The 22,581-nt window shown below is 66.2% G+C and carries 16 protein-coding genes; all 16 read left to right on the top strand.

The window, feature by feature from the left end; translation table 11 throughout:
* Positions 1-57 precede the first annotated feature (57 nt).
* The 16 genes from GGR62_RS09880 (at position 58) to GGR62_RS09805 (ending at position 22,527) form a co-directional block, all read left to right on the top strand.
* The gene (locus tag GGR62_RS09880; RefSeq protein ID WP_184407723.1) at positions 58-2,697 is read left to right on the top strand and encodes a TonB-dependent receptor; all 2,640 of its coding nucleotides are present in this window, start codon (positions 58-60) and stop codon (positions 2,695-2,697) included.
* A gap of 159 nt (positions 2,698-2,856) precedes the next feature.
* A complete protein-coding gene (locus GGR62_RS09875) occupies positions 2,857-3,675 on the top strand; it encodes a type II secretion system protein N (RefSeq protein WP_184407722.1) in 819 nt (272 codons plus the stop codon).
* Positions 3,672-5,756, top strand: a complete 2,085-nt coding sequence (gspD, locus tag GGR62_RS09870; protein WP_184407721.1) for a type II secretion system secretin GspD — start codon at positions 3,672-3,674, stop codon at positions 5,754-5,756. Before GGR62_RS09875 ends, gspD begins: the two co-directional genes overlap by 4 nt.
* Positions 5,757-5,760: 4 nt before the next feature.
* Positions 5,761-7,260: a type II secretion system ATPase GspE gene (gspE, locus tag GGR62_RS09865; RefSeq protein WP_260305760.1), complete on the top strand. Its 1,500-nt coding sequence runs from the start codon at positions 5,761-5,763 to the stop codon at positions 7,258-7,260.
* On the top strand, positions 7,247-8,449 hold the full coding sequence (gene gspF / locus GGR62_RS09860; protein WP_184407719.1) for a type II secretion system inner membrane protein GspF: 1,203 nt from the start codon (positions 7,247-7,249) through the stop codon (positions 8,447-8,449). The genes gspE and gspF overlap by 14 nt, the downstream gene beginning before the upstream one ends.
* A gap of 28 nt (positions 8,450-8,477) precedes the next feature.
* Positions 8,478-8,942: a type II secretion system major pseudopilin GspG gene (gene gspG, locus GGR62_RS09855; protein ID WP_184407718.1), complete on the top strand. Its 465-nt coding sequence runs from the start codon at positions 8,478-8,480 to the stop codon at positions 8,940-8,942.
* 51 nt (positions 8,943-8,993) lie between these two features.
* Positions 8,994-9,446 carry a GspH/FimT family pseudopilin gene (locus GGR62_RS09850; protein ID WP_260305758.1) on the top strand — a complete coding sequence of 151 codons (453 nt, stop codon included), beginning with the start codon at positions 8,994-8,996 and terminating at the stop codon, positions 9,444-9,446.
* On the top strand, positions 9,430-9,810 hold the full coding sequence (gene gspI / locus GGR62_RS09845; RefSeq protein WP_184407716.1) for a type II secretion system minor pseudopilin GspI: 381 nt from the start codon (positions 9,430-9,432) through the stop codon (positions 9,808-9,810). Before GGR62_RS09850 ends, gspI begins: the two co-directional genes overlap by 17 nt.
* Positions 9,807-10,409, top strand: coding sequence for a type II secretion system minor pseudopilin GspJ (gspJ, locus tag GGR62_RS09840; protein WP_184407715.1), 603 nt, complete (start codon positions 9,807-9,809; stop codon positions 10,407-10,409). The genes gspI and gspJ overlap by 4 nt, the downstream gene beginning before the upstream one ends.
* Positions 10,406-11,398 (top strand): type II secretion system minor pseudopilin GspK, encoded by a 993-nt coding sequence (gene gspK / locus GGR62_RS09835; protein WP_184407714.1) that lies wholly within the window; start codon positions 10,406-10,408, stop codon positions 11,396-11,398. The genes gspJ and gspK overlap by 4 nt, the downstream gene beginning before the upstream one ends.
* A complete protein-coding gene (gene gspL, locus GGR62_RS09830) occupies positions 11,395-12,489 on the top strand; it encodes a type II secretion system protein GspL (protein WP_184407713.1) in 1,095 nt (364 codons plus the stop codon). Before gspK ends, gspL begins: the two co-directional genes overlap by 4 nt.
* Positions 12,486-12,944 (top strand): type II secretion system protein GspM, encoded by a 459-nt coding sequence (gene gspM / locus GGR62_RS09825; RefSeq protein WP_184407712.1) that lies wholly within the window; start codon positions 12,486-12,488, stop codon positions 12,942-12,944. Before gspL ends, gspM begins: the two co-directional genes overlap by 4 nt.
* Positions 12,941-13,660, top strand: a complete 720-nt coding sequence (gene gspN, locus GGR62_RS09820; RefSeq protein ID WP_184407711.1) for a type II secretion system protein N — start codon at positions 12,941-12,943, stop codon at positions 13,658-13,660. The genes gspM and gspN overlap by 4 nt, the downstream gene beginning before the upstream one ends.
* A 732-nt stretch (positions 13,661-14,392) precedes the next feature.
* Complete coding sequence (locus tag GGR62_RS09815; protein WP_184407710.1) at positions 14,393-17,101, top strand: TonB-dependent receptor; 2,709 nt, start codon at positions 14,393-14,395, stop codon at positions 17,099-17,101.
* A 159-nt stretch (positions 17,102-17,260) separates the two neighbouring features.
* Entirely contained in the window at positions 17,261-20,155 is a 2,895-nt protein-coding gene (gene galA / locus GGR62_RS09810; RefSeq protein WP_184407709.1) for a beta-galactosidase GalA, read from the top strand.
* Positions 20,152-22,527, top strand: coding sequence for an alpha-N-acetylglucosaminidase (locus tag GGR62_RS09805; RefSeq protein ID WP_184407708.1), 2,376 nt, complete (start codon positions 20,152-20,154; stop codon positions 22,525-22,527). Before galA ends, GGR62_RS09805 begins: the two co-directional genes overlap by 4 nt.
* Positions 22,528-22,581 lie beyond the last annotated feature (54 nt).

The following is a 22,581-nucleotide window of genomic DNA, read 5'->3' as shown; positions in this document are numbered from 1 at the left end:
CTGATGGTCGCCGCGTGATGCGTCCAGCTTCATCTTTCTGTTGCCAGGGCTCCCACGATGCGAACCTCCGCCGTCGCCCGTCTCTCCAGGACGGGCCTGTCTCTTTCCATTTCCACCTTGTTGTTCTCCGGTGTTGCGTTGGCGCAATCGACCACCACCGATGCCGGCGCTACCGGCAACACCAGCACGCCCAAGCAGCTTGACCAGGTCGTGGTGCGTGGCGACTACATTCCCGAACCGATGCTGCAGACTTCCGAGGTGGCGTCGTTCGTCACCCGCGAAGACATGGAGCGCACCGGCGACAGCAGCGCTGCGGTGGCGTTGACGCGCGTGACCGGCTTGAGCCTGTCGCGCGGCAAGTATGTGTATGTGCGCGGCCTGGGCGAACGCTATTCGTCGGCGTTGTTCAACGGCTCGCCGTTGCCCAGTCCCGAGCCGATGCAACGCGTGGTGCCGCTGGATCTGTTTCCCAGCGATGTGCTGGCCAGCGTGACCGTGCAAAAAACCTATTCGGCCGATTATCCGGGCGAATTCGGCGGCGGCGTGATCGATCTGCAATCGATGACGGTGCCCGACAAGGCGTTTCTGTCACTGACCGTCGGGGGCGGCGCCAACAGCGTCAGCACCGGCGAAAAGGGCCTGACCTATTACGGTTCCGGCGATGACGAGTGGGGCTTTGACGACGGTGCACGCAAGCAGCCCGCCGCGTTGCGCGATGCGATCCAGAGTGGCCGCCGTGTCGATCTGGGCAGTTTCTCGCGCGAGGACATCCGCAACATCGGGCGTAGCTTGAACAACGCCAATCTGTACGTGCTGCAGGAAAAGGACAGCATCGATCCTGACGTCAATGTGGGCGGCAGCGCCGGTTACAGCATGGACGTGGGCGAGGCCAAGCTGGGCATCATTGCCGTTGCCGGTTACGACAACGAATGGCGCACGCGTACCGGCAAGCAGCAGGACGGCATCTTTGTCGGTGATACGGTCGAATACAATTCCGACTACGACTTCGCTACCACCCGCAACAACGTGCGCACCAATGGCATGTTGGGCCTGGGCTGGGAGTACGGGCGGCACAAGATCGGCTGGACCACCTTGTATGTGCACGATGCCCTGAAGGTTGCGCGCAGCCGTGCAGGACGCGACGAGCTGGCCGGTTTCGATGTGCGCGACGACAACACCGAGTGGTACGAGCGTCAGCTGATCAACAACCAGTTGCGCGGCACCCACGCCTTCGGCGAATACGACGACCTCAAGATCGAATGGCGCGCGGCAGTGGCCAATGCCAGCCGCGATGTGCCGTACGAAACCGGTATCCGTTACGAGCGGCTGGATGGCTATTGGGCGCACGATGCCTCGCGCGTGCAGAACTACACGCGCTTCAGCAAGGTCGACGACAAGGTGGCCAGCGGCGGCGTGGACGTGACCTGGCGCTTGCCGATCGAGCACGACTTCACCGTCAAGGGCGGTCTGGCTTATCTGGATAACGACCGTAGCGCGTGGAGCCGCGAATTCCGCTTCCTGGCACTGGATGGCCCGTTGCCGTTCTACAACCAGTTCCAGCGCGTGGATTACCTGATCTCCGACTACAACATCAGTAACGATCTGCTGCGCCTGCGCGAGACCACCGGCAGCTTCGGTGCGGCTGCATACGACGCAACCTTGAAGGTCAAGGCTGCGTATCTGCAGGCCGAAGGCGAGATCGTGCCGACCCTGCGTGCCACCGTTGGCGTGCGTTACGAAGATGCCACCCAGGCGGTGCATCCGTACGACATCTTCAGCGGAACGCGTCAGGACAGCGTGGCGCCGCTGGAAAACAGCTATGCGCTGCCGTCGGCGACGGTGACCTGGAATTTCGCCGAGAACCAGCAGCTGCGCTTTGGTGCGTCCAAGACCATCGCGCGTCCGCAGTTCCGCGAAATGGCCCCGCAGCAGTACATGGACCCGGATATCGACCGCCAGTTCTTCGGCAACCCGTTCCTGGTCGATAGCGAGCTGGTCAATCTGGATGCGCGTTACGAATGGTTCTTCGAGCCTGGCGAATACGTCACTGTCGGTGCGTTCTACAAGGATATCGACAAGCCGATCGAAGCCATCGTCAACGATGCACCGGGCGGCGGCATTGTGCAGAGCTTCATCAATGCACCCAAGGCCAATCTGTACGGCATCGAGCTGGAAGCCAAGAAGTATGTGGATCTGCCGATCGCGGCGAACTGGTGGGGCGACAACCGCGTGTTCGTGTCCGGCAACTACACGCGCACCAAGTCCAAGGTGAGCGCCAGCGCCAGCGATACCGTGCAGCCGTTCGGCTTCAGCGCGCCGGTGCAGGCAAACCTGTTCATCCGCGACGGGTCTGCCTTGCAGGGCCAGTCCGATGACATCGCCAACCTGCAGATCGGCGTGGAAAGCGAGAGCACCCACAGCCAGGCGACGTTGATTGCCAACTATGTCGGCGAGCGGGTCTCGGCACGTGGCCGTCCGGGTCAGCCGGACTACATCGACAAGCCTGGGACGTCGCTGGATCTGGTGATCAAGAAGGGCCTGGTGTGGTCGGGCGATACGCTGTCGGTGAACTTCGCCGCCCGCAATCTGCTCAAGACCAAGTACCAGGAATATCAGAGCCAGGGTGGCAACCGGGTGGATCTGTATCAGTACCAGCCCGGCATCACCTATGACATCAGTGTGACAGCACGCTTCTGATCCAGCAGGCGCTGAGATGAGCGCAAACGCCCGCCGTGCTTCGCATGGCGGGCGTTTGCGTTTCAAGTGACCCAGCCGTGTGTCAGGTTGTGTCATCAGTTTCTTCTGGCTGACACATTGCTGCCGCATTCTGTCATCCGACCGCAATCCTGATGACGGATGTCCGCCTTGCAGCGCCTTTCGCCCACCTTCAACACCATTCTGTCGGCGCGTGGCGTGCGCGCTGCGGTGGTGTGGGTGATGGTCGCCTTGCTGGCAGTGCAGTGCCTGCGCCTGCTGTGGTTGCTGATCACGCCGATCGGGCCCCTGGGCACCGCACAGCTTGCCGCAGATGCCGATGCCGACCTGTCTGCATTGCGCCGCGATGTGTTCTTTCGCCGCGTTGGCGATGGCAACAGTGAGGGCATCGTCCTGCATGGCGTGCGCGCCGGCGGTACCCAGGCGGCAGCATTTCTCAGCCATGGTGATGGCCGGCAGGGCGCGTACCGCGTCGGTGACGGCGTCTTGCCTGGCGTGGTGGTGCAGGCGATCGCCGCCGACCACGTGCTGCTGCGGACCGGTGCCGGCGTGCAGCGTCTGGCATTGGCCGAGGTCGTCGCCACGGGGACTGCAGCAACGCCATCACCCAGCGCGACCATCACGTCAACCACGGCTGCGCCTGCAGCAGTATCCAATGTCGGCGCCGCCGCTGCTCCTGCCGGAGCGACTGCAGTGGACCCGCAGCAACTGCTGACCAGCGCCGGCCTGCGTGCCAGCGAGGACGGCAGTGGCTTCACCGTCATGCCGCGTGGCGATGGCGCATTGCTGCGCCAGGCCGGCCTGGCGCCGGGCGATGTGCTGACCCAGATCAACGGCCGCACGCTCGATGCCGAGCATCTGCGCGAGCTGCAGGACGAACTGCGCGGCGGCCAGGCGGCCACGCTCACCTATCGCCGCGATGGCCAGACCCACACCATGACCTTGAAGCGCCCGCAATGATCGCTGTTCGCCCGCTCTGGCTGCTTTCGGCCACCTTGTTGCTGGTGCTGCCCGCCGTGCCGATGACGGCGCTGCAGGCTGCCGACGCGCCCGCCGTGCGCATGCAGGACGTTGACCTGCGCGCCTTCATCCAGGATGTCTCGCGCGCCACCGGCATCACCTTCATCGTGGACACGCGCGTGCAGGGCACGGTCAACGTGGCACGCGCGCAGGCGATGAGCGAAGCGGACCTGCTCGGCATGCTGCTGGCGGTGCTGCGTGCCAATGGCCTGATCGCAGTGTCCAGCGGGCCGTCGACGTATCGCATCATTCCCGACGACACTGCCGCGCAGCAGCCGGGCAGTGCGGCCAGCGGCAACCTCGGCTTTGCCACCCAGGTGTTCACGCTGCAACGCGTGGATGCGCGCAGTGCTGCCGAAATCCTCAAGCCGCTGGTAGGACGCGGCGGCGTCATCATGGCGATGCCGCAAGGCAACAGCCTGTTGATTGCCGACTACGCCGACAACCTGCGCCGCATCCGTGGCCTGGTGGCGCAGATCGATACCGACCGTGCGGCGATCGACACGCTGACCCTGCGCAACAGTTCTGCGCAGGAGCTGGCACGTACCCTGACCTCGTTGTTCGGTCAGGCCGGCGAGCGCAGCGCGGTGTTGTCGATCCTGCCGGTGGAAAGCAGCAATTCGTTGATCGTGCGCGGCGATCCGGCACTGGTGCAGCGCGTGGTGCGCACTGCGGTGGATCTGGACGGGCGCGCCGAACGGCGTGGCGATGTCAGCGTGGTGCGCCTGCAACACGCCAGCGCCGAGCAATTGCTCCCGGTGCTGCAGCAACTGGTCGGGCAGACGCCAGGCAACGACGCGCAGCCGGGGCAGGAGACACGATCGAACGTGGTGGATGTGGCGGCCGCTGCCGGCGTTGCGCAGACGCAGGTGATCGCACCGGCGGCAGGCAAGCGCCCGGTGATCGTGCGGTATCCCGGCTCCAATGCCTTGATCATCAATGCCGATCCGGAAACCCAGCGCGCCTTGATGGATGTGATCCGCCAGCTGGACGTGCATCGCGAGCAGGTGCTGGTGGAAGCGATCGTGGTGGAGATCTCCGACACCGCCGCCAAGCGCCTGGGCGTGCAACTGCTGCTGGCCGGGCGCAATGGCACCGTGCCGTTGATGGCCACCCAGTACAGCGGCGCAGCGCCGGGCATCGTGCCGCTGGCCGCAGCGGCGGCCGGCACGCGCAGCAATAACGGAGAAGACGATTCGGTGCTGGAGCAGGCGCGTAATGTCGCCGCGCAATCGCTGCTCGGCTTGAGCGGCGGCTTGATCGGCCTGGCCGGACAAAGCAACGATGCGGTGTTCGGCATGATCATCGATGCGGTCAAGAGCGATACCGGCTCCAACCTGTTGTCGACCCCGTCGATCATGACCCTGGACAACGAGCAGGCACGCATCCTGGTGGGCCAGGAGGTGCCGATCACCACCGGCGAAGTGCTGGGCGCGGCCAACGACAACCCGTTCCGCACCATCCAGCGGCAGGACGTGGGCGTGGAACTGGAAGTGCGCCCGCAGATCAATACCGCCGGCGGCATCACCCTGGCGATCAAGCAGGAAGTCTCGGCCATCGCCGGGCCGGTCAGCACGCAGTCCTCGGAACTGGTGTTCAACAAGCGCCAGATCGAAACACGCGTGGTGGTGGAAAACGGTGCCATCGTCGCGCTGGGCGGCCTGCTCGATCAGAACGATCGCCAGACCGTGGAGAAAGTGCCGTTGCTCGGCGACGTGCCGGGTCTGGGCGCGCTGTTCCGGCACAAGTCGCGCAACCGCGACAAGACCAACCTGATGGTGTTCATCCGCCCGACCATCATCCGCGATGCGGCCGATGCGCAGCGCATGACCGCGCCGCGCTACAACTATCTGCGCGATCGCCAGCTGGCCGATGGCGACCCGGAAGCCGCGCTCGATGCGCTGGTACGCGACTATCTGCGTGCGCAGCCGCCGCAGCTGCCGGCCGGGCCCGCGTCGGTTGCGCCAGCACCGACACCGGCAACAGCACCTGCGCCCGGCGCGCGTCCATCGCAGCGCTGATGCCATGAGCAGCGTGCGCACCAGCATTTCCTATGCATTCGCCAAGCGTCACGGCGTGGTGCTGCTCGGCAGCGATAGCGCCGCGCAGATCGGCCTGCGCGAAGGCGGCGATGTGCAGGCCTTGATCGAGCTGCGGCGTGCGCTGGGCATGCCGCTGCAAGTGCGCACCCTGGCCCCGTCGGTGTTCGACCGGCATGTGTCGGAGATCTATGCCGATGCCGGCCTGGAGCAGGGCGTGCAGGTCGAAGCGCTGGATCTGCACGGCAGCCTGGATTCGTTGATCGACGATATTCCCACCGCCGACCTGCTCGACAGCCAGGATGATGCGCCGATCATCCGCCTGATCAACGGCATCATCGCCGAGGCCGCGCGCCTGGGCGCTTCGGACGTGCATCTGGAATCCTACGAATCGCACCTGCGCGTACGGTTGCGCGTGGATGGCGTGATGCGCGAGGCGGCCACCTTGCCCGGACGCATCGCGCCGCTGCTGGTGTCGCGCGTCAAGGTGATGGCGCGCCTGGACATCGCCGAAAAACGCATTCCGCAAGATGGCCGTGTGTCATTGGTGATGGGCGCCAAGGCACTGGATGTGCGCGTGTCCACGCTGCCGACCCGCAGCAGCGAGCGGGTGGTGCTGCGTATTCTCGACAAGGAGCAGGGCACGCTGTCGTTGACGCAGTTGGGCATGCCGGCTGCGGTGATGCACACGGTGCAGCGCGCCTTGCAGGTGCCCAACGGCATCGTGCTGGTGACCGGCCCGACCGGCTCGGGCAAGACCACCACGCTGTATGCGGCGCTGAGCCTGCTCAACGATGGCTCGCGCAATATCCTCACGGTGGAAGACCCGGTGGAATACGCCATCGACGGCGTCGGCCAGACCCAGGTCAATGCGCGTGTTGGCATGACGTTTGCGGCCGGCTTGCGCGCCATCCTGCGGCAGGACCCGGACGTGGTGATGATCGGCGAGATCCGCGACACCGAGACCGCGCAGATCGCCGTGCAGGCCAGCCTCACCGGTCATCTGGTGCTGTCCACCGTGCACACCAACGATGCGGTGGGTGCGGTCACGCGCTTGCGCGACATGGGCATCGAGCCGTTTCTGCTTGCATCGAGTCTGCGCTTGATCCTGGCGCAGCGCCTGGTGCGGCGCCTGTGCCCGCACTGCCGCACGCCGCGCCCGCTGGATGCGTCGGCGCGACAGATGCTCGCTGTCGATGATGATGCAGTTGGCGTTGCGACGCTCTACAGCGCAGTGGGGTGCAGCGCCTGCCATCACAGCGGCTATGCCGGGCGGGTGGGCATCTACGAAGCCATCGCGGTGGACGATGCGATGCGTCGGCTGATCGGCGACAACGCCGACGAAGAGGCGCTGGCGGCAACGGCGTTCGCACGCGCAGAGCGGCTGGGCGATGCCGCGCGCGCCGCCGTGCTGCAAGGTCTGACCACGCTGGAAGAAGCGCTGCGCGTGACCCGTCAGCAGGATCAGGCCGATGCCGCGGTTTGACTACACCGTGCTCGACCTGCATGGGCAGAGCCGCCAGGGCGTGATCAGCGCCGACAGCGTGCAGGGTGCGCGTGCGCAGCTGGAGCGGCGGCAGTGGCTGCCGGTGCGCGTCGAAGCGGCTGCGGCGGTCGCCACGACGACGGCGCGGCCGGCGCGCTTCAGCGGTAAGGATCTGGTGCTGTTCACCCGCCAGCTCGCCACGTTGGTGGAGACCGCGCCGCTGGAAGAGGCATTGCGCACCATCGGGACGCAGTCCGAACGCCGTGGCGTGCGCCGGGTCACCAGCCAGACGCATGGGTTGGTGGTCGAAGGCTTTCGTCTGTCCGATGCGATGGCACGCCAGGGCAACGCGTTCCCCCCGCTGTATCGGGCGATGGTGGCCGCAGGCGAAAGTGCCGGCGCCCTGCCACAGGTGCTGGAACGCCTGGCCGACCTGCTCGAACGGCAAGCCCAGGTGCGCAGCAAGCTGCAATCCGCCCTGGTCTATCCGGCCGCATTGGCCTTGACGGCCGGTGCGGTGGTCATCGTGCTGATGACCTTCGTGGTGCCCAAGGTGGTGGACCAGTTCGATTCGATGGGGCGCGCACTGCCCTGGCTGACGCGTGCGGTGATCGGGGTGTCGAATTTCCTGCTGCATGCGGGCATCCCGTTGCTGCTTGCGTTGGTCGTTGCAGTGATTGCAGCGCTGCGTCTGCTCAAGCGCCCCGCGTTGCGATTGGCGGCCGATCGCCTGCTCCTACGCGCGCCCTTGCTCGGCCGGCTGATCCGCGACCTGCATGCCGCACGCATGGCGCGCACCCTGGCGATCATGGTCAACAGCGGCTTGCCGCTGATGGAAGGCCTGATGATCGCCGCACGCACCGTGGACAACCGCGCGCTGCGCCTGGCCACCGACAGCATGGTCACCGCCATCCGCGAAGGCGGCAGCCTGGCGGCGGCGATGAAGCGTGCCGGCGTGTTCCCGCCAACGCTGCTGTACATGGCCTCCAGCGGCGAAAACAGTGGGCGCCTGGCGCCGATGCTGGAACGCGCCGCCGATTATCTGGAGCGCGAGTTCGAGTCGTTCACCACTGCGGCGATGAGCCTGCTGGAGCCGGTCATCATCGTGCTGCTGGGCGGCGTGGTGGCGGTGATCGTGCTGTCGATCCTGCTGCCCATCCTGCAATTCAACACCCTTGCGCTTGGTTGAGCGCAGCCGCCCATCTTCGGAGATCGTCATGCAGTCCATCCATTCCCGTGCACGTATCGGCTCGCTCGCCCAGCGCGGACACGCACGCGGTTTCACCCTGGTCGAGTTGATGGTGGTCATCGTCATCATCGGCCTGCTCGCCACCGTGGTGATGATCAACGTGATGCCCAGCCAGGACCGCGCGATGGTGGAGAAAGCGCGCGCCGACGTCGCCGTGCTTGAGCAGGCGCTGGAGACCTATCGCCTGGATAACCTGAGCTATCCCACCACCGAACAAGGCCTGCAGGCCCTGCTCACTGCACCGGGCGGATTGACCCGGCCGGAGCGCTATCGCCAGGGTGGTTATATCCGCCGGCTGCCGGAAGATCCGTGGGGGCATGCGTATCAATACCGTCGTCCCGGCCGCAATGGCGGCTTCGACGTCTACTCGTTGGGTGCCGACGGGGCAGAAGGCGGCGATGCCGACAATGCCGATATCGGCAACTGGCGCTGAGTCACTGCCGTGCGTTTGCAACCGTCCATTGCAAGGCGACCACGCGTACGCATGCCGCGCATGCGCGGCTTCACCCTGCTCGAACTGCTCGCGGTGCTGGTGATCACCGCGCTGGCCAGTACGCTGGTGGTGCTGACCTTGCCCGACACGCGGCGCGATCTGCAAGATCAGGCCGATGCGTTGGCCACTGCGCTGGTCAATGCGCGCGACGAGGCGATCCTGAGCCTGCGCATGGTCGAGGTGACCATCGATGCCGGCGGTTACGCGTTTCGTCGCCAGGCGCAACAGCGCTGGGTGCCACTGGATGACAAACCGTTCGCTGGCGTGCGCTGGCCGGCCGGCGTGCAGGCGAGGTTGCCGGCGGGCGGCAACCAACTCAGCGTGCGCTTCGATCCCACCGGCGCGGCGACGCCGCAACGTATTGCACTGGCCGATGGCCGGCAGCAGGTGCAGGTGATGGTGGATGCTGCCGGCGTGGTGCGGGTCGATGCGCCACGCCAGTAATCCAAGACATAGCGCAGGATTCTCGCTGCTCGAACTGCTGGTCGCGCTGGCGATCTTCGGCATGGCGGTGGTGGGCCTGTTGAATCTCTCCGGCGAAAGCACGCGCACTGCGGTGGTGCTGGAAGAACGCGCGCTCGCGGCAGTGGTTGTGGAGAATCAGGCGATCGAGGCGATGCTTGCGCCCACGGCCGCAGCATTGGCGCCGGCAGCCGGGCAGGAAATGCTGGGCGAACGCAGCTGGGACTGGCAGCGCCGGGCGCTACCGGCAGGCACTGCCGGCATGGTGCGCATCGAGGTACAGGTGCGCGCGGCGGGCCAGGCGCAGGAAATCGCCGGCCTGAGCGTGTTGCGGAGCACCGAATGAACCACCGACCTCGCACTGCCGGCTTCACCCTGATCGAACTGCTGGTCGCATTGGCGGTATTCGCGCTGGTGGCTGCAGCGTCAGTGGTGGTGATGCGGCAGAGCATCGACCAGCGCGACGCCGTGCGCGCGCGCCTGCAGCAGATCCGCGAGTTTCAACTGGCCCATGGCCTGTTGCGGAGCGATCTGCAACAGGCCGCCGTGCGGCGGACACGCCATCGCGATGGTGGCGCTGCACGCACGGCATTTGTCGCCAGCCCGCCGGGCGTGTCCGGACCCTTGTTCGGCTTCGTGCGACGCGGCTGGAGCAACCCGGATCAGGCGCCGCGCGCGTCCTTGCAATATGTCGAGTACCGCGTCATCGATGGCCGGCTGGAGCGCAGTGCGCGTCCTGCGCTCGACGGCACGGCGGCCGGCACACCACAGGTATTGCTGCGCGGCGTTCGTTCTGCGGCGGTGGCGTTTCACTATCGCGCGCAATGGAGCGACGGCTGGAGTGGCGGTCTGGAAGCGCTGCCGGATGCGATAGCGCTGGAGTTGGAGTTGGAGCAATGGGGGCGCGTGCGCCAGTTGTTCCTGCTGCCGGAGGGGCGCGGATGAAGGTGCTGCGTTCCAGTCGCCGGCAGCGCGGCGTCGCGTTGCTGACGGTGTTGTTGCTGGTTGCGGTGATGACGCTGCTGATGGTCGCGGTGCTGGACGACCTGCGCTTCGGCCTGCGCCGCAGCGGCAATGGCGAAGCGATGACCCAGGCGCAGTGGTATGCGCTGGGCACCGAAACCATCGCGCGCCAGCGCTTGCAGGCGTTGGCCAGGCGCGATCCGTTGCGTACCACGTTGGACGGCGGTTGGAGCGATCAGCCGATCAGCTTCCCGCTGGACGATGGCCTGGTGAGCGTGCGTCTGCGCGACCGCGGCGGCTGCTTCAACCTCAACAGCGTGGTGTTCGGCGCCACCGAGCAATGGCAGCGCAGCGACGCTGGCGCACGCCAGTACCGCGCATTGCTGGAGGTGCTTGGCATCGCACCGCAACAGTCACAGGCGTTGACCGATGCGCTGGTGGACTGGATCGACAGCGACAGCCAGCCCGGTGCGCAAGGCGCCGAGGACGATCGCTACGTCCAGTCAGCGGTGCCGTCACGCACCGGGGCCGCCTTGCTGGCAGGCGTCAGCGAGCTCCGCGCCATCGTCGGCTACACGCCAGAGGTGATCGCGCAACTGCGGCCGTATGTGTGCGCATTGCCGGAGGGGCGGTTATCGCCGATCAACATCAATACCCTGCGACTGGAAGACGCGCCGGTGCTGGTGGCATTGAGCGACGGGGCGCTGGAATTGCCGGCGGCACGACGTGTCATCGCGGCGCGGCCGGCCGGCGGCTGGCGCGACGCCAAGACGTTCTTGAGCCAGCCTGCATTGATGCAGGCCGGTCTTTCCGATGCGGTGTTCGAACAATTGCAACTGCGCACCTCCTACTTTTCTCTTCTCAGCCAGGTCGACCATGCCGGCGCGCAGGTCGTGCTGGATGCCTTGCTGCAGCAGGAACCGGCCGGCCGCGTGCGGCTGGTGGCACGCCAATGGAGTTCCGACGAATGAGTACCACCCTGGTGTTGCTGCCGGCCGACGCGGCCACCGAGGCCATCGCTGTGCGCGTTGATGCGCAGGGGCGGGTACTGGCGCAGGGCACCGGCGGCGCGTTGCACGACCCCGCCGCGCGCACCGTGTTGGTGGTGCCGGGTACGCACGTGCATCTGCGTTGGATGCGCTTGCCGGGCCGCAGCGTCGCCCAGTCGGTGGCTGCCGCACGCCTGCAATTGGCCGAGCATCTGGCCACCGATGCGCAAACGGTGCATGTGGTGATTGCCGACAGCGCCGACGCCGACGGCATGCGCCTGGTCGCCGCAGTGGAGGCGGAGGTGATGCAACAGTGGCTGGAGCGCGCGGCACGCCTGGGCGTGGTGCCCGACGCGGTGGTGCCGGAGTGTCTGTTGCTGCCTGGCGCAGACGCCGACCACGCGGCCACGCTCGTGCAGTGGGATGGGCGCTGGCTAATGCATGGTGCGCAGATGGCCTGCAGTCTGGAGCCGCCGCTGGCCGAGCTGCTGCTCGCCACGCAGCCAGTTACGCCGTCGCTGCCACCGAACCCCGATCCGCAGCATGCCATCGCACTGTTCGCACGGCATGCCGCAGTGGTGCCGATCAATCTGCGACAACACCGGTTTGCCGCGCCAACCCAGGCGCGCGCCGGCCTCACCACGCGCAAGCTGGCGATCCTGCTTGTGGTGCTGGCGATTTCCCCGTTGCTGCTGTTGCTGGCGCAGACCGTGCGGTACGAGACCGGGGCGCAGCTGCTGCAACGGCGCAGTGCAGCCATGCCTGGCGTGCAACCACCTGCCGATCCGCATGCGGCCGCAACGCCGCAGCATGGCGCTGCCACAGCGAGCACGTTCGCCACGCAACTGGCAACGCTGTTTGCGGCCGTGGAGGCCGTACCGGGTGCAGAACTGGACACGCTGGCGTATCGGCACGCCGGCCCGCTACGTGTCACCTTGGTGCATGACGACGCGGCCCAGTTGCAGCAGCTGTCTGCACAGTTGAGCCGCGCCGGTTGGCAGTTGCAAGCCGGCGCCAGCCAGGCGCAGGACGATAGAGTGCGTACCCCGCTGCAACTGGAGCCACCGCGATGAGCAACCTGCAGCAGCGCACGCACGCTTGGTGGCAGGCGCGCGCACCGCGCGAGCGGATCATGCTCACGGTCATGCTGCTGGCGGTGGCCGCATGCGTAGCCTGGTATGCCGTGGTGGTGCCGTTGCGGCATTGGCACAGCAGTGCGCAGGCGCGCTATGACCTCGCCGCGCAGGCAGCGCTGCGCGCGCGCGCCACACAGCGCAGCGCGTCCGGCCCTGTTCCACTTGCGCGTGTCCTGCAGAGCGCGCAAGACGCCGGCATCGCCATCACCAGGCAAGGCCGTAGTGCGACCGGCGCGCTCGAACTGCAGATCGATGCGGTCGCCAGCGCCGTCTTGTTCGCCTGGCTCGAGCAACTGCGCCAGCGCGACAACCTGGCCCCAAGCGAGCTCACCATCACCCGCCGCGATGGCCAATTGCAGGTGCGTTGCGTGTTCCCGGAGGTGGCAGCATGAACGTCGTCCGTTGGATGTTGCTGGTCCTGGCGTTGCTGATCGGTGCCGTGATCGCTACCTTGCCGCTGCGCTGGGTGCTGCCCACCAGGGATTTGCCGTTCTCTGCGCTGGACGTGCAGGGCTCGGTCTGGAACGGCACCCTGCGTGCGGTGACCTGGAACACGATGGAGCTGGGCGATGTCGGCGTGCGCCTGCATCCGTTGCCGCTGCTGCGCGGCGAGCGCAAGCTGCAGCTGAGCTCGGCCAGCGCACATCTGGTAGCGCTGCAGGGCGCACGTCACGGCGTGGAGCAGGCCAATGGGCGGCTGTTGCTGCGCAAGCCGGGTGGGGTGACCTTGATGGATGTGTCGATCGACCTGCGCGATGTGCGTGCGCTGTTCGACAGCACGCGCTGCATGCAGGCAGGCGGCGACGTTGCGGTGCAGCTCCTGCCCAACGAACGCGGCGAAGCGGTGGGGCTGTTGCCGCTACGGCTGCGGGGTAGTCCGCAGTGCGTGGACGCGGCAGTGGTGCTGGCGCTGATGCCCGATGGCGGCGTGCCCGAGGGCATGCAGCTCAGCGCCGAGTTGCGCCTGCAGCGCGATGGTCGTTGGCAGTTGCAGTCGCGCGTGGACCCGGGCCAGGACGCCGCACTGGCCATGGGCCTGCAACTGCTCGGCTTTGCCGCCACGCCCGAACGCATGTTGGTGCGCACCGATCAAGGGCAGCTGTACTGAGGCGAGCTTGCGCTGCGCGCCGATGTGCGCAGCCTTACCTGCCTGCGGTGAGCACGCGCATGCGCCTGTCTGTAGTTTGTCGGTGGTCCGTACCGGCGATGGAGCGGGGCGATCGCTGACAACGTTGTCTTCAGCTGATTCGCTTGAGTCATCCGTTCCCCGGCGCGCCATGCTGGCGAGGCACGCTTGCCCGCTTCGACCGTGCTGATGCGTGTGATTGACGCACTGTGACCTGGTTCGCAGCAGCTACAGGGCGCCGGCCGCCGGCCGCAGCGCCACGATTGGTCTGGTCTCGATAAATTGGTAACTGACTGGTCCCATGACAACGATGCCCCGCGTCGATCCGCCTTCCCCCACGCAGATTGACGAAATCCCTGCTGGAAAAGGCTTCATCATCGGGTATCCCGTTCCGGCAGACGCTTTCATCAGTGACTGTTGACACAATCTTTTAAAGACCATAAGAATCGAAACCACTGAATTGGTATTTGCCAATCAGGACCGTTGATCAGCAACGGTTTGCGGTGTCCGGTCCTGGGAAGGGGGCGTGACATCGGCACCCACGGGGGGCCGTACGGGGTGTTTGCAAACAACAGATCGCAGGCGGTTCCGGATATCCGGGGCGGCTGGCCTGTGCGCGTCGGATGGTGTTTGCCGCCGTGTTCGGTCTGTTGATCGCTGGTCAATCGGAATGCCAGTCGCGTTGTCGTCCAGCCATTCCAACCAGGAACTCCTATGCCGTCCGTGTCCCGTGCCGCCGTGCGCTGTTGCTCGCCTTCCTCCCTGTCCATTGCCATCGCACTGTCGCTGCTTGCCTGTGGCGGCGCAGCGCAGGCGCAGGAGTCGCCGCCTGCCGATCCTGCGCCGATTTCCCAGCTCGACACGGTCAAGGTCACCAGCTCGTACCAGAAGAGTCTGATCACTGCGATGGACAACAAGCGCGACGACGTGCGCATGACCGATGGCATCTCGGCGCAGGACATCGGTAAATTCCCCGCCGAAAATATCGCCGAAGCGATCCAGCGCATTCCCGGCGTGCAGATCTCCACCATCAACGGGCGTGGCTCCACCATCAGCGTGCGCGGTCTGGGGCCGCAGTACTCGGCCACCACCATCAACGGACAGGTGATCAAGAGCGCCGATTTCACCGATGGGTTTCGCTACGACATCATCCAGCCGGAAGTGGCCGCCGGGATCGAGGTGATCAAGTCGCCCTCGGCGGACATGGATGCCGGCGGCCTGTCCGGCACGGTCAACATCAACACCACCAAGCCACTGGACTATCAACAGACCAAGCTGCTGTTCTCGGCCAAGACCCAGTACGCCGAATTCGCCGGCGGCTCGCCCACGCCCAAGGGCGTGCTGACCTATATCGACCAGTTCAAGGTCGGCGACGGCAATGTGGGCGTGTTCCTGAGTGCCGGCTATCAGAAGCTCAAGGACCGCGCCGATTATCTGTGGATCGACCGGTGGTATACACAGGAAACCGACGCCGGCACGTTGTATATCCCGCGCCGTCCGCGCTATCGCTCGATCGAGCGCGAAACCACGCGCAAGATGTTCAACGGCGGCTTGCAGTGGAAGCCCAACGACCAGCTGGAAATGAACCTCACGGCGCTGTATTCGCAGGACAGGACCGCCAACGACATGAATCAGCTGGTGTACTCGTTCGAGCGCAACCCGCTGACGGTGCTGCAGACCAACGGACTGACCGCCACGCAGGTGTCGGCATCGGACTACTGGCTGGAAAACAATCGCCAGATCGAACAACACGACCTGTCCACACAGTTGCTCACCTACGACTTCAAATGGAAGGGCGATGCCTGGACGCTCAGTGGCGCTGCCAACTACACCCAGGGCAAGACCGACGAGAACGAACGCGCGGCGATCCTGGGCCGCAAGCCGACCTCGACACTGCTGGATACCTCCAATTCCGACGCGATCTCGCTGACCACCGATGCCGACGCCACCGATGCCAGCGCCTGGGACAAGGCCAATCTGGTGCGCAGCGAATATCCCAACGGTTCCATTCAGTCGCTCAGCAACAAGGAATGGTCGCTGCAACTGGATGCCGAGCGGTATCTGGACATGGGCGCGTTGAATGCGGTGCGCTTCGGTGCCAAATACCGCCGCGAAACCTTCGAACGCGACGTGCGCCGGCGCGATTTTCTGTATCTGCTCAGGACCGGTGCCGTCTCCGGTTTCGACATGTTCCCGGAACTGTCGGCCGCCAACAGCACGGTCAATAATTTTCTCGACGGGCAGCTCGCCTCGCAGGACAGCTGGGTCACCCCGGACATCGACGCCTATGCGCGCTCGCTGGCCGCTGCGGGCATCACCGTGCCGGTGCTGTTCGCGCCGCAAAGCAGCTACAGCATCGAAAACGATATCTCGTCCGCGTATGCGATGGCGCGCATCGATACCGATATCGGCAGCATGCGCCTGCGCGGCAATGTCGGCATGCGCTACGAAAACACCAAGCGCACCACCGATACCTACCTGACCCAGGCGCAGGCCGCCAGCGACGATGCCAACCTGGTGATCGGCACCGCGCGTGCGCCGTACGAATATTCCAACTGGTTGCCCAGCTTGAATCTGGTGCTGGACATGCGCGAGGACCTGCTGCTGCGGTTTGCCGCCGCCAAGGTGCTGGTGCGGCCGATTCTGGACAGCAATACCGCCATCGCCTCGACGATCTCCACCGGCACCAACACCGGCGGCACTACCACGTTTTTCGTCACCCAGGGCCAGACCGACCTGAAGGCGCTGACCGCCGAGCAGGCCGACCTGAGCCTGGAGTGGTACTACGGCAACGGCGGCGCGCTGACCGTGGCCGGGTTCTGGAAGAACATCAAGAACGGCACCTTCAACAGCATCGTATGCCCGACGACGTTCAACGGCACTGCGCTGTCCAGCAATGCGGCCGGCGATTGCGTGGACAGTGGCGGCGATATCTACGAGATCACCGCCACCGCCAACGATCCGAGCAAGGTCAAGATCCGCGGTTACGAGCTTGGCTGGACGCAATCGCTGGATGCCTGGTTGCCGATCGACGGCTTCGGCGTGACCTCCAACTTCACCCGGGTGATTCCGCAGCGCGGCACCGCGTTCCAGATCCGCAACCTGTCCGAACAGACCTGGAACGCCACCGCATACTGGGAGAGCGAACATTATTCGGCGCGCGTCTCGCTCAACCATCGCAGTGAGTACGAACAGGACAGTAGCGACAGCTTCTTCGCCCGCGAAGGCCACACCATGAAGGCGCGCACGCAGCTGGATGCGGTGCTTGGCTATCAGGTCAACGACAAGCTGAGTTTCCAGCTAGGTGGCCTGAACCTCACCAACCGCACCGAGGAGGCGTACAAGGACATCCCCAGCCGCTGGCAAATGACCGGCGTCACCGGCCGCAGCTACTACCTGTCGATGCAGTGGGACATGCTTTGATGGTGGCTGAGCGATCGCTGCGCCAGCGTGTAGCGCTGCGTGCGGCAGCAGGCAGCGCATGCGTCGCTGCGGTGGCTGTGCCGGCACCTGACCTACCGGACGCCGCTGCGCGACGCCTGCTGCCTGGCGCGCATGCGCTGCGGTCGATTCGGTGCTGCCATGCGCAGGCGTGATTTCCTCGCCGGAAGCGTCTGTGCCTCGTCGCTGCTCGGCGTTCCGGCGTTGGTACCCGGCATGGCGAGCGCTGCCTCGGGGCGCACGGGCAGCAGCGGGACACCGCGTCCCGCGCCAGTCGCAGCGGCCACAGCGGACAACGGCCAATGGCTGGATCTGGACGAAGGCTGGCGCTTCCATGCCGGCGACCTGCCGTTCCCGCCGTTGGTCGGGCAGGACGAGACCTACGACAATGCCAAGGCCGGCCGCGCCTGGGGCGCGGCGGCACCGGACTTCGACGATACCGGCTGGCGACAGCTGCAACTGCCGCATGATTTTGTGGTGGAACAGACGGTAAGCGCCGACGCCAATATCGCGCAAGGCTATCGCCCGCGCGGGATTGCCTGGTATCGGCGCACGCTGCGGCTGGACGCGTCCGTGCGCGGCCAGGCGGTGGAGCTGCGTCTGGACGGCATCGCCAGCCACGCCACCGTGTGGGTCAACGGCATGCTGATGGCGCGCAGTTGGAGCGGCTACAACGGGCTGGTCATCGACCTCACGCCGGTCGCGCGTTACGGCAATGCCTTGAACAGCATCGCCATCCGTGTCGATGCCGAGGCGATGGATGGCTGGTGGTACGAAGGCGGCGGCATCTATCGGCACACCTGGCTGGTGTTGCGTACGCCCCTGCATATCGCCGGCGATGGCCTGGCAGCGGTGCCGCGCGAGGGTCCGGGCGACGTCTGGCAGGTGCCGGTGCAGCTGGAGCTGGTCAACAGCGGCCAGCAGCCTGCCGAGGCATGGGTGGATGTGGCGCTGCGCGACGCACACGGTGTTGTGGTGGCGCACGGCGAGACGCAACTGCGCGTCGCCGCGTTCGGTAACGCGCAGGCCGCGATCAACCTGTCGGTGCCGCAGCCGCAGCGCTGGAGCGTGGACACGCCGGTGCTGTATCGCGTGCAGGCCAACGTGCGCGGCGCAGACGGCCGCAACGATCGTGCCGAGTGCGACATCGGTTTTCGCAGCCTGCGCTTCGATGCCGACCACGGCTTCTTCCTCAATGGTCGCGCGCTCAAGATCAAGGGCGTGTGCCTGCATCAGGACCATGCCGGCGTCGGCGTGGCACTGCCCGATGCGTTGCATGCATTTCGTCTGCAGCGCCTGAAATCGATGGGCTGCAATGCCATCCGCCTGCATCATGCGGTGGCGCCGGAACTGCTGCAGGCCTGCGACCGGCTCGGTATGCTGGTGATGGCCGAGAACCGCCTGTTCAATCCGGCGCCCGAGTATGTGGCGCTATTGCGCAACATGGTGCGGCGCCAGCGCAACCATCCCAGCGTGTTCCTGTGGTCGCTGCTCAACGAAGAGCCGCTGCAGGGCACCGCAGTCGGTTACGCGATCATGGCGCGCGCCGCCAGCGCCGTGCGTGCGCTCGACGACACCCGCCCGATCACCGCCGGCATGAACGATGGCATGTTCGCCACGCGCGGTGCGGCCGATGTGGTGGATGTACTCGGTTTCAACTATCGCCAGTTCAACTACGACCGCGTGCATGCCGCGCGGCCGCGCACGCCGATGCTGTCCAGCGAGGACACCAGCGCCTTCCAGACGCGTGGCGCCTGGTTCACCGACCTGGACGCGCACGTGGTGGCCGAGGACGACAGCCTGGCGGCCGACTGGGGCAATACCCATCGGCGCGCCTGGCAGCTGATCGCCGAACGCCCGTTCGTCGCCGGCAGTTTCGTGTGGACCGGCTTCGATTATCGCGGCGAGCCCACGCCGTTCGAATGGCCGTCGGTGGGATCGTTCTTCGGCATCATGGACCAATGCGGATTTGCCAAGGGGGCGTATTGGTTGCGCCGTGCGTTGTGGATCGACGACGCGCCGGTGCTGCACCTGTTGCCGCACTGGAACTGGCGCGGACGCGAAGGCCAGCCGATCAAGGTGATGGCGTTCTGCAATGCCGCGCAGGTGGAGCTGTGGCTCAACGGCCGCTCGCTGGGAAAGCAGGCGGTGGATCGCGCGCAGATGAACCAGTGGCAGGTGGACTATGCGCCAGGCGTGCTCGAAGCGGTGGCCTGGCGCGACGGGCGCGAGGTGGCGCGAACGCGGGTGGAAACCACCCGCGCAGCGGTCGCGCTGCGGCTCACGCCCGACCGCACGCAGCTACGTGGCGATGGTCGTGACGCGCAACCGCTGACGCTGGAAGCGCTGGATGCGCAGGGCCGCCACGTACCCGATTGCAATGCGCTGCTGACGCTGCAGATCAGCGGCGGCCGCTTGCTGGGCGTCGGCAATGGCGACCCGAATGCGCATGCCGCCGATCAGAGTACGCAGGTGGCCTTGTTCAACGGGCTGGCGCAGGCGATCGTGCAGGCCGGGCGCGGCGCTGGCGTGCTACGGCTGCAGGCGCGTAGCGCAGGCCTGCGCGATGCGGTGGTCGAGATCGCACGCGTGGCAGCCCCGCTACCAGCCACAGTGCCGATCGTGGCGCCGGTGATGGTGGTCGAAAGTTGGCGCCACACCGCTGCCTTCGCGCAGCCGCCGGCACCGGATCTGTCGCGCCGCCCCAACGACAACAACAGCTGGAGCAATACGCTGCCCGGCACGTTGGAAACCGCCCCCAAACGCGCTGGCTACGTGTTGTACCGCACCCAGTTCACGCCCTGGCAAGGCGTGCAGGCCCACGGCGGCATGCTCGATCTGGGCCGGCTCAGCGGGCCGGCGCAGGTGTTTCTGGATGGCCGCGCGGTCGCGCAGGCGGCGGCCGGCACGCCGATCACATTGGCGCTTGCACCCGCGACCGGCGCGCGCACGCTGGCGGTGATTCTGCAGGTCGCTGCCGATCAACCGTTTGGATTCCACGACGTCGTCACCGTGCATTATCGGAACTCGCCATGATCGCCCCACTGTTTTCCCTGTCGTCGCCCGCGCGCCTGTTCGCAGGCGCCGTGCTGAGCGCGCTGCTCGCCATTCCCGTCACCGTGCTGGCCGCGCCGCCTGCACAGGCGGTGCTGCAGCGCCTGATCGGCGCGCGCGCCGCCCAGTTCGAGATGACCGTGGCACCGCGCGGCGATGGCGCAGACTGGTACCGCATCGATGCCGGTGGCGACACGGTGCGCATTGCCGGCTCCTCGCAGGTGGCATTGGCGCGTGGCGCCTACGCGTATCTGGGTCAGGCCGGCGCGGCCTCGATGAGTTGGGAAGGCGACCGCGTGGCGCTGCCGGCGCAATGGCCTGCCTACAACAGCGGCCAGGTGCGCACGCCGTTCGCCCATCGCGCCTATCTCAACACCTGCACCTACGGGTACACCACGCCGTTCTGGGATTGGCCGCGCTGGCAGCGCGAAATCGACTGGATGGCACTGCACGGCATCGACATGCCGCTGGCCATGGAAGGGCAGGAAGCCATCTGGCAGGCGCTGTGGCGCGAGTTCGATGTGGGCGATGAGGCGCTGGCGGAGTATTTCTCCGGCCCGGCCTTCACCCCGTGGCAGCGCATGGGCAATATCGAAGGCTATCGTGCGCCACTGCCGCAGCAATGGATCGACAGCAAGCGCGTGCTGCAGACGCAGATCCTCACGCGCATGCGCGAGCTGGGCATGCAACCGGTGCTGCCGGCGTTTGCCGGCTACGTGCCCAAGGCGTTCGCGCAGGCGCATCCGAAGGCGCGCATCTACCGCATGCGTGCCTGGGAAGGCTTTCACGAGACCTATTGGCTGGATCCGCGCGATCCGTTGTTCGCCAAGGTCGCGCGGCGGTTCCTGGAGCTGTACACGCAGACCTATGGCGCAGGCGAGTTCTATCTGGCCGATGCCTTCAACGAAATGTTGCCGCCAGTGGCCGACGACGGCAGCGACGTCGCCGCCGCCAAGTACGGCGACGGCATCGCCAACTCCGACGCCGCACGCGCCAAAGCGGTGCCGCCAGCGCAACGCGATGCACGCCTGGCCGAGTACGGGCAGGCGTTGTATCGCTCCATCGCGCAGGTCAACCCGCAGGCCACCTGGGTGATGCAGGGCTGGCTGTTCGGTGCCGACCGCGACTTCTGGCAACCGCAGGCGATCGCCGCATTTCTCGGCAAGGTGCCCGACGCGCGTTTGATGGTGCTGGACATCGGAAACGACCGCTATCCCGGCACCTGGAAGGCCTCCCAGGCCTTCGACAACAAGCAGTGGATCTACGGCTACGTGCACAACTACGGCGCCAGCAATCCGTTGTACGGCGACTTCGCGTTCTATCGGCAGGATCTGCAGGCCTTGCTGGCCGACCCGGACAAACGCAATCTGCGCGGCTTTGGGGTGTTCCCGGAAGGCTTGCACAGCAACTCGGTGGTCTATGAGTATCTCTACGCGCTGGCTTGGGAAGGGCCGCAGCAGTCCTGGTCGCAATGGCTCGCGCAGTACACGCGTGCGCGCTACGGTCGCAGCGATGCAGCAGTGCTGCAGGCCTGGTCGGATCTGGAGGCGGGGATCTACCAGACCCGTTACTGGTCGCCGCGCTGGTGGAACAAGCGTGCCGGTGCCTACCTGCTGTTCAAGCGGCCGACGGCCGACATCGTCGGTTTCGACGACCGCCCCGGCGATCCGCAACGCCTGCGCCGGGCCATCGATGCCTTGCTGCAGCAGGCCGACCGCTATGCCGATGCGCCGTTGTACCGCTACGACCTGATCGAAGACGCGCGGCATTACCTCAGCCTGCACGCCGACCGCCAATTGCAGGCGGTTGTGCGGGCGTACGACGCCGGCGACTTCGCCCGCGGCGATGCGCTGCTGGCGCGCACCACGCAACTGGTACAGGGACTGGATGCATTGGTCGGCGGTCAACACGAAACCCTGGCCGACTGGACCGGGCAGGCCGCAGCGGCCGCTGGCAACGATGCCGGATTGCGTCGTGCCTATGTCGGCAATGCGCGTGCGCAGGTCAGCGTCTGGGGCGGCGACGGCAATCTGGCCGATTACGCGTCCAAGGCGTGGCAGGGCATGTACGCGGAGTTCTATCTGCAGCGCTGGACGCGCTTTCTGGGCGCGTATCGTGCTGCACGCAAGGCCGGCACGCCGTTCGATGCAGCGGCGGTCAACGCGCAGCTGGTCGCGTGGGAACGCGACTGGGCCGAGCAGGGCACGGCGCCGCAGCGCCAACCACCGCGCGACCCGCTGAAGCTGCTGGGTCGCTTGCTGGCGCAGGTGGATGCGCAACAGGGCGTCCGCGGCGACGTGCAAGGCGAGAGTCGGGGCACCACGCATGGCGCGGCCGAAGGCGCCGTTCGATGATCGGCTGCGTGCCGCATAGCGTGGCCATGCAGGACGGCGATAGCGGCGATGCAA

Source organism: Xanthomonas sp. 3075 (assembly GCF_014197275.1).
GTDB classification, from domain to species: domain Bacteria; phylum Pseudomonadota; class Gammaproteobacteria; order Xanthomonadales; family Xanthomonadaceae; genus Xanthomonas; species Xanthomonas campestris_B.
Note: the sequence above shows the minus strand (reverse complement) of the source record. Positions and strands in the feature narration are given on the sequence as shown.